Raw genomic sequence first — 11,681 nt, 5'->3', positions numbered from 1 at the left:
TTATGTTTCATATGAAACTTGCCATACCAGCAACTGCCTTACTCCTAACCGCAGCACTTCTCACTGGTGGAGCGTCATCCGCATCCGCTGCCTACTCCCCGTCTGTTAACGCGTCAACGAAACTCGTTTATGCTGCCGGCAAAAACTTCACGGTCAAAACGGTAACGGTTGACCTCACTGATCCGACGCTTGAACTTGTTCCCGCCTTAGCCGATGGTGGTATCGGACACGACGACGCCATGCAATCTATTGTGGAGCGAGAGAACGGAGTCGCAGCGATTAACGGGTCATTTTTCAATGCCTACGAGTCTGATCCTTATATCCGCTACCCCAACGGGACGCTACTGAAGTCTGGTGAGCCGATGCATTCCGGGGAAAATCAGACACTTTTTCTAAACAAAGATAAGGTTCCTGACATTCAATTTGTCAATCTCGATATTGCCATTCGCACCAGCGAAGGCGGCGGTACCTATACCATTAATCCTTGGGGTATTAACAAATATTACGGAGACACGAGCACGGACCAGATTGTCTGGTATACACCGGATTTTGGCCGCTGGATCGGCTTCCCTAATAGCACCAAAGTGGTGATCAGCGATGGACTGGTCACACGGATTACGCAGGATTCCGTATCGGTTCCAGACGGTGGTTATGTGTTATTCGTCGGCAACAGCGCCAACAATAAGCAGAACGTACTGACCAAACTGGACGTAGGTGACAGAATCACGAAGGATATTATTGCCAAAGGTGAAGGCGGGAGCAATCTCGACGCCAAAACCTGGCTATCCGCCATCGGCGTTGGTCCGAAGCTTGTAACGAATGGTGCCTCAGATATCAATGTAAGTAGAGATGGCTTTACGGATCCAAAAGTCACACAATCTTCTGCGGCTAGAAGCTTTGTCGGGATCGATGGCTCTAATCAACTCATCATGGGCACGGTACCTAGCGCTACCTTATCCGAGCTTGCTGCAATTTCGATTGCGCTTGGATTAAAAGAAGCGATGAATATGGATGGCGGTTCCAGCTCCGGGCTATATGCGAACGGTACTATGATGACTTATCCTGGACGGAAGCTTAGCAATGCACTCCTCGTCCGCAAGTTGGATAAGCCTAAAGTACAAATCGATATTAACGGTCAATATATCTCGGATTTTACCGGTTTCATCGATAAAGAAACGACGGTCGTCCCGATTCGTCCCTTCATTACGGCTATGAACGCCAAGTTTACTTGGGATGCATCTACACGAACAGCAACGATCACAAATGCTGGTGTTACTTTGAAACTGCAGGATGGGAGTTCTGTCGCTACAGTAAATGGCAAATCCGTTTCTGTCCCTGTTCCCTTGCAAATCATGAGCGATAGCCGGATGTATGTCCCGCTTCGTCTCGTTGCCGAGTCGCTCAAAAGCACGGTCACATGGAACAGCAAGCTGTACCGCGCATCAGTGAAACTACCCTAAACACCAAAAAGGCAGCCCCGAGTAAATCTCGAGAGCTGCCTTCTTTATGTTAGTGCAATCCTTCTAACGCAACGTCTGTTCTTGTTTCTTGATGTGCTTCTGTTTTGCCGCGGCGCAGGAAGAGTCCAAGAACAACTCCACACATTGCAATAATCATCATACATGTGAACGTATAGCCGAATGCATCAGGAGCTACGGATAGCATCGACTTTTGCATATCTGCAGGGGAACTCACTGGAAGCTTCTGCTCAGTAATCAACGTTGTCACACGTGAAGTCAGAATGGTCACGACGATGGCAACACCGAAAGAGCTAATAACTTGCTGCATCGCACTTGTCAACGAAGTAACGCGGCTGACGAGGTCTTGCGGAGCTTTTTTGATCAAATGGGAGTTGATTGGCATCATCATGAGTCCCATACCAGCCCCAGCCATCGCAAGTGGTAGAATGAGATCTGTTCTTTGTGTGCTCAGATCCAAATGAGAATATTGGAAAATCGCCCCAGACACCAGGGTAAGACCGATGACAACTAACCAACGAATACCGATTCTATCAAATAAATAACCACCAATTGGCATCATAAGTCCAGACGCGATCGCTTGCGGGAACAGGGTCAAACCGGTATCGAATGCACCGTAACCACGGGCTTGCTGCAGGAATTGCGGGAGAAGGAAAATCGCGCCAAACATACAGAATTGGATCACCCATTGAATGAATATACTAAAGGAAAAATCAAATGATTTGAAAATGCGAAGCTCAAGCAATGGAATTTTCGTTCTGAGCTCAACGATGACGAAAGCAATCAATGCAACGGCACCAACGATGATACCGCCAAGCGCTTTATCGGATGTCCACCCTGAGGCACCTTGTGAAATACCATAAGATAACGAAGCGAAAGCAATCGGACCCAGGATCATCCCTGGCAGGTCGAAACCGGCAACTTTTTTACGCGCCACAACAGGTAATTTCCATAATCCGAAAATTAAGCTGAAAATACCGACAGGCAAATTAATGAGGAAAATCCAGTGCCAAGAATGGTATTCAACTAACCAACCTGATAAGATTGGCCCAATAGCTGGTGCTAATAAAATAGGTACGCCAAGCATACCCATCACTTGCCCAATCTTGTTAGGCGGACTAAGTCTGTATACATACGCCATAGCGACTGGCATCACGAAGCCTCCGCCTAAGCCTTGCAGAATGCGGAAAAAGATCAACATTTCAGCTGTGTTTGGCGTCGCACATAAAAGTGATGCAATCGTAAATAAAAATACGGATGTAAGGAAAACATTTTTCGCTCCAAAACGGTCAGATAACCACCCCGCTAATGGAATTACTGCAGCGGATGCCAGCATATAACCTGTTACCGCCCATTGAATTGTAGGTAGATCAGTTTTGAAGTCAACCACTAACTTCGACAATGCAACGTTCATTGCTGTCGTGTCGAGGATAACCATGAATATGCCTGAGATAATGGCGATTAACGGCACCAGAATGCTCGTAATCTTAAATTCCGGCTCACTTCCACCGGATACAGCCGTTTGACTCATCCTAACTCCTCCTTAGACAATCTCTCTCTTCACGTGTTACAATATAGGGGACAATTGTCCGCTACCTCATATTACGGACAATTGTCCGCAAAGTCAAATAAATTTTTTATGGACGATCTCTCTACCAGGAGGAACGAAAATATGACACATCCAGAAGATCATCAAGGAATCTGTGAACTTATAAAAGAAGCCATTCCACCAAGCAGCCGCCGTGGAGAACGTGATACGGAATATCGCCGACGCATCCTATCTGCTGCGCGCACGCTTTTAGAAACGAATGAAATAGAATCCGTCACGATGCATCAAATTGCGAAGGAATCTGGTGTGGGCCAAGGAACCTTATACCGCCGCTATACCCATATAGGCGATGTGTGCAGCGATTTGATCAAATCTACGACGAATCGGTTTATTGATACGATGGAGGAGAAGTACCGCATTGCTGGACCTGTAGAATCAGGACTAGCGCAGCTATCCGCTTGTATCCATGATGTCATTGATTTCGTTGACGAGCATGTCAGCCTGTTGTCTGTCATTTCTTCCATGCATGCCGACAAGCGCAACTACAGCATTCACAAAAAGCCTTTTTTTGTAAGACTCCACAATATCCTAGCTCCACTCATCCAATATGCCATTCAAAATGGCGAGATCGAGGACATTGACGTCACATTAACGATCAATACGCTGCTCATTTCCCTTTTTCCAGAACAGTACACGTACCATAGAGATGTACTTGGCTATACGAAACAGCAATTTACTGAAGGCATATGTCGACTATTTGTAAAAGGAATTTAAAGCGATGAAATCAGATATGAATGCGAGCCAACGTACCTTTTGGAAGAAATATATGGCGAAAGCCAGAATAGATGTCGGCTATGCAGCGTACACAAAAGTATCGCGAAGCTGGAATGATGAGAACCCGGCATGCCCAGTCAATCGGCTGTATTTTATTATGGAAGGTGAAGGTTTTGTTAAAATAGGCAATCAAACCTACTATCCTCGTCCTGGCGAGCTCTACCTTCTTCCTGCTGGCAGCGACCAAGCCTATGGCACGATTAGTGAGGATACCTTCGGCAAGTATTGGTGCCATTTCACTGCGAAAATCGGTGATTTGGATCTCTTTCAAATTTTGCACACGAGCCCTTCGATTGTCGTTAAGGACCCGTTAGCACTTAGGCAAAAGTTCGAAAAGTTGATTGCTTATCGTCACAGCGATACTTTATCCGCCGAATTCCGGGTGACAGGCATCCTTCATGAACTAATCGCGGATTTCATAGATGGCAATGCTACCGTGAAACTGAATTTGGCTACTACCCCAACCCACGAGAAAATGAGTGTAGTTCTGAGTTACATGGAGCAGCATATAGCTGATCAAGTTTCGATTGAAACTTTGGCCCAGCTCGCTCATTATCATCCGAATTATTTCATCAATGCGTTCAAACAATTTACGGGGTATTCCCCGATCCAATATATGAACCATCTGCGCTCGGAAAAAGCGAAAGATTTGCTCCTGACAACGGAGCTGAATGTCTCCCAAATTGCCGATTCCTTCGGCATGGAATTATCGTATTTCTCCCGCATGTTCAAGGAACAAACGGGATTTAAGCCAACGGCGTTCCGCGATTTGCGGCCGCGGTGAGTTTTGGATGCGGTTGGCGAGCGTTGGGAGCAAGAGCAAGAACAAGAACAAGTGCAACGAAAACCAAGAACATGTCCAACGCCAATACCAAGAACACGACAAACATCCAAATCCACCGCAACACTCACACCTGCTCCTGCATCCTAACTCCGCCGCGCCAAATTTAACTGTAAATTAGGTAGTTAATTTCTTGTAAAACTAGCTAAAAAGCGAAATAGATGGATAACCTCCATCTATCTTCGGGAGATTTGCCCTTTTCAGCTTGAAATGGCAGGATTAGATGTACTTTTTCCATTTATTTCATTTTAAAAGATGATTTCGAGAAAATTAGATGTAGGTTTTCCATCTATTGGTGGTTGGCGTGTTTGGGAGTGTTTAGCGTGCTGGACGTGGTGGTGTGTTTAGCGTGGTTGGCGTGGTTGGCGTGGTTAGCCTGGTTGGCGTGGTTGGCATGGAGGGCGTGGCTGGTTTGCAGGGGGTTAGTTACTTGGGAGTTGCTTGCTTAGGTTAGCGAGTGAGAATTACTTGGAAATATGCGCTACTTGTAAGAACAGATTGCTATGAAAAGCAGAATAGTGGCGGTTAGCCTGCATATTCGTTCATTATGGGAGCTTTCAGTGGTAATCGTTACCGATCCAACGGTGAGGTACCTTCCCCATAAAACAACAACCCCCATCATATCGATGGGGGTTGTTGTTGCTAGCATCTTACGGATAAAAAGCATTCTTCGCCGTCGTCGTTGGACACCAACGCGCGTTAAGCAGGAACTTAATGAGCGTGTCTTTCGCACGCTCCGTGCCAACATAGCGTAAGGATTCCGCCGCATGCGCACGCACGTAGCGATTCTCATCGTCCAGAGCGATTTCCAATTGTGGAATCGCTGCTTCGGCACTTTGCCCTAAACGGGACAGCGCCAAGCTGGACATAAATCGCACCTGTGCACTTTCATCCTGCAGCGCATCCCCTAAGCACGCCACTATTTGATCGTGACCAGCTTCCATAAGACCCAGGGCATCAACGACAGCACAGCGGATCGTCTCCGACGGATGCTGCATCAAGTTAACAAGTGCAGGTACTGCCTCACTTGTGAAGCCTCTCAATTCACCCAGCGCGAACACGGCATTCGCGATGATTTCCTCAGAACTCGCTTCCGCTGCATTCTCCCCTGCCGCCAATGCTGCAACCAATCCGCTAACAGCTTCACTTCCTGCAACAGATAAGCCATACGCAGCGAGTCGCGACACATTTTTATCCTCACTATGAAGGGCTTGAAGCAATGCGTCTACGCCACTTTGACCACTTGCCGCAAGTTCGTAAGCTGCATTAATGGCACTAGGCTCATAACTGCTCAACCCCGCGCTCAATTCCGCGATTCGCTGCGGATCAGAAGTAATCGTGTTAGCGATGCTGCCAACTTGTCCCGACAGCCAATTCCACGTCTCTTCCCACATCAAATCGTGCTCACCGATCGGCAGTTGTAACCCCTCTGGTTTACGCCAGCCGCTTTCTTGATTATCCCAGCTTGGCGATTGTGGCAGCTCAGTCCGCATAAATTCAAACTTCAACATATAGCGAGGTTGACCCAACACATTTGGAGTGGAGCGGTGCCAAATATCATAATGAATCAGCGCAAAAGTCCCCGCTTCCCCACTCGCCAAAACCTCACCCTCGGGTTCATTCCCTTCAAAAGTACGAGATTCATAGTTTTGCGTACCTGGCAGTACGCCAGTCGGCCCTAATTCCACAGGTGTATCCTGTGGGAAATACATAATCATCGCCCATTGCGGGTGATGGTTGCGCATCCTTTTGTAACCCCAATAGCTATCTTTATGCCAACCACCAGCTACGCTAGATGCATTGAAATGTCCATGCCGATGCGCATGCATCATATAATTAGCTCCTAGCACACTCGTTAACGCACCTGTTACAACGGGATGATCGAAAACTTTGCGCAGCTCGCGGATTCGAGGTAATAGATTGTTGCCAGGATTGCCTTCTTCGGTGTAAACCGTGTTCAATTGCTCTACTAAACTTTCATGGAATTCACGCGGAAAATCAGTTTTGAGAATCAGGCAGCCATTCGTAATAAACGTTCTCATTTGCTCATCAGTCAATAATAAAGGTGTGTTGCTTTGCATTGTCTCTGCCTCCCTGGCATGTAGGATTGAGTGAACCATGCTTTTATTATATGAATGATGAACCGGACATTAAATAAACAATCTTAATCCGTGCTAGCACAAAATTAAGGTATTATTATCCGCCTTACACTTCGCGACAATGATTTTATTGGTCCAAGCTTATAGAAGAGCAGGCATAACGTAGCTATAAACGGCAATAAAGTGGCAGGTACTTCCCGCTAGCACAAACAGGTGCCAGATCGTGTGATGATAGCGTAATTTGTGCCAGAGGAAAAAAGGAACACCCCCAAGATAGCTCGCCAAACCGAGCCCCAGCCATGCAAATGCCATATGTGGAAGTCGCACATAAAGTGGGATAATGAAAAGCATCATGAAAGCTCCCATGCCTAGATACATGAGTAGCCCCCAGGGCATAAAACGTTGAATGATATAGTGCACATACTTTACGCCGCCGAAGGCTAGCGCCCAAATGACAACGAGCAGCTCAATAGCAACGCGGCTATGCCAGGTAATGAGCAGGAAAGGCGTATAGGAACCCGCCATGGCGATGAATATCGCTGCGTGGTCCAGTTTCTCAAAGCGCTTCCCCCACTTGGGTGAACGCACAGCATGCAGGAGCGTCGAAGACACATAGAGTAGGCAAAAGGAAACTCCGAACACCACGTTGCTCGCCGTGTACAGCCAATCTTCAAAAACCACAGACCGCTGCAAAAGCAGAATGAGCCCATAGACACTTAAACACACGCCAATCCCATGGCTAACCGTGTTTAAGCGTTCTTCTTTGCGTGCAAGTTGTTCCTCCATGGGCCAAGACACTCCTCTCGCTTGTTTGTCCTAGTTTTTCCCATGGAGGTGGCGCGTATGTATGGAATGTGGCAGTTGCCGCTGCCTGATTCTCCCGAGTTAGTCGGTTTCACCGACCGTTTGCCTCAGTTTTTACCATGCAAGAGGGCTACCGCCTTTTCAGTAAACATGAACTTATGGCTTCTGGTTAACCCGCCTCCAACGGTTTGAACTAGTCCTCTACCTTCTAACCTTCGTAAAATTTTTCCACATGCTTCTCTTTTAAGCTGCAACCATTGGCTCACTTCCGTCACTTGAAAAGGTTTATTACATAGCATAGCAAACCTCAATGCCTCCCGCTCATACACCGGCAACTCGAGCAACCCAGCCGCCTTCACATTGCCGAATCTGCCTATCCATTCGTACAGATTTCTTTGGCAGAAACTCGCTTTTTTCTCGAGCTCATCTCGGCTATATGGGAAATACGTGTACCCGAGCATCGCAACGCTTCGAGCACGAGCCCTTTCGAATGAGAAGCGATCTCTTGTAATTTTCTCAGCGTGTGTGACAAAACTGTCTTCTTCGAACACGATTCGCAGCTTGGGATGACACACGTCCCCATATATTTTCACTCCTGACAAACTTATCATTTCAAATTCAAGTTCCAAACCCTCAAACGTCCCCAATACTGGCAACACAACCTCTTCCAAAAGCTTCTTCGTTCCCGTCAAATCCCTTCGCAGCATTTCCAGTCTCTGACCTTGTGCATTTCGAACTTGCTCACTCCAAAAGATCTCATACTTCTTCTCAAACAACTCAATCGCCTCCTAGAAAAATAAAAACGCCGCCAACTCCAACAAACAGGAGCTAGCGGCGTGTGCTTCACGCTTATATGATTGCTTCTTCACAATACCAAACTCTAAAGACACTTCGCAAAACAAACTTGATTCTCTTCCATAAGGACCACGTCTAAATGTCGTACTTTTCAAAGTTGAGAACCTTCTTGTTCCTTCTTCTTTTTAAGCAGCAAGGCAGCCAACTCTTTATGATGCTTGAACATGATAAGTAGCGTATTTCCCACCCAGATCCACAGCAGCATCGCCGCCGCATCCCGCACATACAGATAAACGCCTAACAGAAGCATCCCGATCACAACCTGTTGACCATCTGCCTCCGAAGATATCGGCTTCCATTTGTTAATCACCTTCATGCCACCAAGCATGACAGCCAAAATAACCGCCAACGCAAGTGACACTTCAAACTGTGTCAATCCACTCCAGACGCCGAAGGTGACAGCGATGGCTTTGCCCCCTTTTCCACGCAAAAATGGCGAAAATGCATGCCCAAATATCGGTGCCAACGCGATTGGGATCAATCCATACCCTGACACCCCTCCAACTTCCACCGCCAATCGAATAATCAGATACCCTTTAATAAAATCGAGCAAAACCCCGGCAATGCCCAGCCGATATCCCGCCGCTTTCCACAAATTAAGGGCCCCTGGGTTGCCGTCCCCGACGGTTTTTAGGTTTTTGCGAGCTAACCGACCTAACCAGTAACTATACATGAGCGCACCGGATACAAAAGCACAAATCGTCCAAACGATGATCATTGCTCTCGCCTGCTTCCTACTTTGACGTGCCGCCCTTTCCAGGCTACATGCCCTAGAAATACGACCTGATACATCGAGTACAGCATGACCATAATGAAAAATAACGTCGACACAATGTGCAGCACGGGCGTAACAATGCCGAAAATTCCAACGTATTTTACAAAATAAAAGAGCTGCGCCATGTACAAGAGATAGCCGATGAATAGCGGAACGCCCCATGATGTCGTTAGGAAAAAAGGGAATGCTGCTGAGAGAACCAGCCCAATCACCCAAATAGCAGTTAGCGTAAGGGTACCTGCTTTGAGTTTAGACGTGCCTAGGACAGCGCCTTTGCCGAAGCCTTGGATCTGGCTTTTTAGACCCTGAGGATACATTCGAAAAGAGACCTGTCCATAGCCGATAAAATTATTGACCGGAATACCTGCTTTTGCATACGTAGCGCCGAGATTCAGGTCGTCCAACATTTCCGATTTGATGCCTTCGTGGCCTTTGATCGATTCGTAATCTTCCCTAGTCGTCAAAATACAAGACCCATAGAGGCCTTTCTGTTTATTATTTTTCTCAAAAGGAGACGTAAACGCAAATACACCGAGCACATTGAAAATGAGCGCTAGTCTCTCTCTTAGATTCTCTGTGTAATGGTAGGGAACAATCGACAGGACTCCACCTAATTTATTCCGTGTTTTTACCAAACATTCTAATGCTCGAGGTGCAAATCGAATATCGGCATCCAGGAATGCAATAAGATCACCGGTGGCGTGGGAATAGCCGTTCCAAACTGCCCAGTTTTTGCCCGTCCACCCGTCAGGCAGCTTGGGATTGGAAATCACGGTAACACCGTAACCTTCAGCGATTTCCTTTGTGTGATCCTCCGAAAAATCATCCACCACGATGACTTCATAGGGTTCAAGAGTTTGGATTTTCAAAGCATGAAGAAGGTGAGGGAGATTGTCCGCTTCATTCCTAGCCGGAATAATAACAGACAATTTAACTTCATTCAGAGCTTGATCGGTGCTGTGCGGTATCACTTGTCTTCTGAAGATCAAGAAACCAGACAGACACCCTAGGACACATATGACTAGTAACGCCATCCTTGGAACTCCTCCTTCACATCTCACTGTTAACGGATCCTGAGCGAGACATTATTTCGATCCGGGAATACAGGCTATATAGATGTATATGAAAGTTCAATCGCTTCTCATGCGAACAATTCACTCGGTATGTTATAATATTGCTTATCACCTTATTGGAGGCATCCTTATTTATGAAAATTTATGTCATCCTCTCTTTTGATGGGGAAACACTTGAGAATGTTTATGTCGGTCCCGACGAGGAAAAAGCGTTTGCATTTAAACCGGCTGATTTTGAAAATTGCGATGCACTCTTTGTGGAAATTTGGGAAGACGGGGAAAAGACCGATGATTTCCGATTAGAAGAAGGGGAAGAATTGGAAGAAGATGATGTACAATATGAGGACGTAGATCTGGTTAACGAAGAAGACAATGAGGAAGAAGTGAAATAAGTTTTCCCTCTATATCGTATAGAAAGGACGATTACATATGGATTATGCGTTCGCTATTGAACCAGCTGCGTTTACTCGTTTTGATGAAGAGTCCGAGCTGATCGAACAATGTAAAGAATGGGGTTTAGTTTCTGAAAAAGCGGTAAAAGCAAAAGCCTTTTTCTATAAAGGGAATAGCCTTAATGTGGCATGTAACATCGTCGGTCTTGTAGATCCGATGACAGCCGTAATTGAATTGGATACGAAGCAGCTGCACTGCATTCATCCCTCCTATTTGAAGGAAATGCAAGCTGCGAATTATAGCCAGCGTGGTGCGGCTCTAGCTGAAGATGCCGCTGTTGCGGATGAATTGGAGACTGCTGAGCCGGAAGAAAAGCCAGCCAAAGCAGCAAAAACGGCGAAAGCTGAAGTTATTTCTGAAGATGGACAAGCTGCTCCTGCTGAGAAAGCGCCTGCTAAGGAAAAAACGAAAAAAGAGAAAGCCCCTAAACTGGAACTTCCTGAAGAAAAAGTTAAAATGAAGGCAACAGTTACGGAGTTTACAACCGTGCCGAACAACTTCTCAGACACCGATGATGAAGTCATCATTTATGAAGCTGTATCCATTCTGGATCCAGCCCTAGACATCGGTACTGCGTGGTCGAGCCACAGCGCAACGCTCAAGAAGCTCGAGCTCGCCGTCGGCGACATCGTCACTTTCGAGTGTAAAATCGTCGCGAAGAAGTTGAGCAAGCACCCGGTGCCGTATAAGATCAACAATCCGGGGAAGATGCAGAAGGTAACGGAATAGGGAAATGGTAGAGCTTCAGCCCCTTTTTGGGGGCTGGAGTTTTTTGATTAGCGGGGGGATTGCGCGGCTAGCAAGCGGGCACTGTGGGTGATTCGGGCGGTTGAGGCGAAATAAGGCCCCAAATGGGCCTTATTTCTTCTCGCACCGGCCGGCAAACTCACAATAGCGCCCCAAAAGGGCGCTATTGTCTT

The 11,681-nt window shown here is 46.8% G+C and carries 11 protein-coding genes; 5 read left to right on the top strand and 6 right to left on the bottom strand.

What is annotated here, in order from left to right; all coding sequences use genetic code 11:
• Positions 1-2: 2 nt before the first annotated feature.
• Positions 3-1,460, top strand: coding sequence for a stalk domain-containing protein (locus GC096_RS28370; protein ID WP_171634983.1), 1,458 nt, complete (start codon positions 3-5; stop codon positions 1,458-1,460).
• 49 nt (positions 1,461-1,509) lie between these two features.
• On the opposite strand, the gene GC096_RS28365 is transcribed toward GC096_RS28370, so the two are convergent.
• Positions 1,510-3,009: a DHA2 family efflux MFS transporter permease subunit gene (locus tag GC096_RS28365; protein WP_171634981.1), complete on the bottom strand. Its 1,500-nt coding sequence runs from the start codon at positions 3,007-3,009 to the stop codon at positions 1,510-1,512.
• 141 nt (positions 3,010-3,150) lie between these two features.
• Here GC096_RS28365 and GC096_RS28360 point away from each other — a divergent pair, with 141 nt between their 5' ends.
• Both GC096_RS28360 and GC096_RS28355 read left to right on the top strand, forming a co-directional pair.
• On the top strand, positions 3,151-3,801 hold the full coding sequence (locus GC096_RS28360; protein ID WP_171634979.1) for a TetR/AcrR family transcriptional regulator: 651 nt from the start codon (positions 3,151-3,153) through the stop codon (positions 3,799-3,801).
• A gap of 4 nt (positions 3,802-3,805) precedes the next feature.
• Positions 3,806-4,645, top strand: a complete 840-nt coding sequence (locus GC096_RS28355) for an AraC family transcriptional regulator (protein ID WP_171634977.1) — start codon at positions 3,806-3,808, stop codon at positions 4,643-4,645.
• A 707-nt stretch (positions 4,646-5,352) separates the two neighbouring features.
• On the opposite strand, the gene GC096_RS28350 is transcribed toward GC096_RS28355, so the two are convergent.
• The 5 genes from GC096_RS28350 to GC096_RS28330 form a co-directional block, all read right to left on the bottom strand.
• Positions 5,353-6,783 carry a HEAT repeat domain-containing protein gene (locus GC096_RS28350; RefSeq protein ID WP_171634975.1) on the bottom strand — a complete coding sequence of 477 codons (1,431 nt, stop codon included), beginning with the start codon at positions 6,781-6,783 and terminating at the stop codon, positions 5,353-5,355.
• Positions 6,784-6,942: 159 nt separating this feature from the next.
• Positions 6,943-7,587: a PAQR family membrane homeostasis protein TrhA gene (gene trhA, locus GC096_RS28345; RefSeq protein ID WP_171634973.1), complete on the bottom strand. Its 645-nt coding sequence runs from the start codon at positions 7,585-7,587 to the stop codon at positions 6,943-6,945.
• Between the two features lie 125 nt (positions 7,588-7,712).
• A complete protein-coding gene (locus GC096_RS28340) occupies positions 7,713-8,381 on the bottom strand; it encodes a helix-turn-helix domain-containing protein (protein ID WP_171634967.1) in 669 nt (222 codons plus the stop codon).
• A gap of 170 nt (positions 8,382-8,551) precedes the next feature.
• Entirely contained in the window at positions 8,552-9,178 is a 627-nt protein-coding gene (locus GC096_RS28335) for a glycerol-3-phosphate acyltransferase (protein ID WP_171634965.1), read from the bottom strand.
• A complete protein-coding gene (locus tag GC096_RS28330; RefSeq protein ID WP_171634963.1) occupies positions 9,175-10,269 on the bottom strand; it encodes a glycosyltransferase family 2 protein in 1,095 nt (364 codons plus the stop codon). The genes GC096_RS28335 and GC096_RS28330 overlap by 4 nt, the downstream gene beginning before the upstream one ends.
• Before the next feature lie 173 nt (positions 10,270-10,442).
• Here GC096_RS28330 and GC096_RS28325 point away from each other — a divergent pair, with 173 nt between their 5' ends.
• Both GC096_RS28325 and GC096_RS28320 read left to right on the top strand, forming a co-directional pair.
• Positions 10,443-10,700 (top strand): hypothetical protein, encoded by a 258-nt coding sequence (locus GC096_RS28325; RefSeq protein ID WP_171634962.1) that lies wholly within the window; start codon positions 10,443-10,445, stop codon positions 10,698-10,700.
• Between the two features lie 37 nt (positions 10,701-10,737).
• Positions 10,738-11,490 (top strand): hypothetical protein, encoded by a 753-nt coding sequence (locus GC096_RS28320; protein WP_171634960.1) that lies wholly within the window; start codon positions 10,738-10,740, stop codon positions 11,488-11,490.
• The last annotated feature ends 191 nt before the right edge of the window (positions 11,491-11,681 follow it).

The sequence above is a fragment of the Paenibacillus plantarum genome (genome assembly GCF_013141695.1).
GTDB classification, from domain to species: Bacteria; Bacillota; Bacilli; order Paenibacillales; family NBRC-103111; genus Paenibacillus_E; species Paenibacillus_E plantarum.
The sequence above is the reverse complement of the archived record's forward strand: the minus strand, read 5'-3'. Positions and strand labels throughout refer to the sequence as shown.

Coding starts and splice junctions, on each gene's coding strand:
- GC096_RS28370 (WP_171634983.1), top strand. CDS start 3: ATGTTTCATATGAAACTTGCCATACCAGCAACTGCCTTACTCCTAACC.
- GC096_RS28365 (WP_171634981.1), bottom strand. CDS start 3,009: ATGAGTCAAACGGCTGTATCCGGTGGAAGTGAGCCGGAATTTAAGATT.
- GC096_RS28360 (WP_171634979.1), top strand. CDS start 3,151: ATGACACATCCAGAAGATCATCAAGGAATCTGTGAACTTATAAAAGAA.
- GC096_RS28355 (WP_171634977.1), top strand. CDS start 3,806: ATGAAATCAGATATGAATGCGAGCCAACGTACCTTTTGGAAGAAATAT.
- GC096_RS28350 (WP_171634975.1), bottom strand. CDS start 6,783: ATGCAAAGCAACACACCTTTATTATTGACTGATGAGCAAATGAGAACG.
- trhA (WP_171634973.1), bottom strand. CDS start 7,587: ATGGAGGAACAACTTGCACGCAAAGAAGAACGCTTAAACACGGTTAGC.
- GC096_RS28335 (WP_171634965.1), bottom strand. CDS start 9,178: ATGATCATCGTTTGGACGATTTGTGCTTTTGTATCCGGTGCGCTCATG.
- GC096_RS28330 (WP_171634963.1), bottom strand. CDS start 10,269: ATGGCGTTACTAGTCATATGTGTCCTAGGGTGTCTGTCTGGTTTCTTG.
- GC096_RS28325 (WP_171634962.1), top strand. CDS start 10,443: ATGAAAATTTATGTCATCCTCTCTTTTGATGGGGAAACACTTGAGAAT.
- GC096_RS28320 (WP_171634960.1), top strand. CDS start 10,738: ATGGATTATGCGTTCGCTATTGAACCAGCTGCGTTTACTCGTTTTGAT.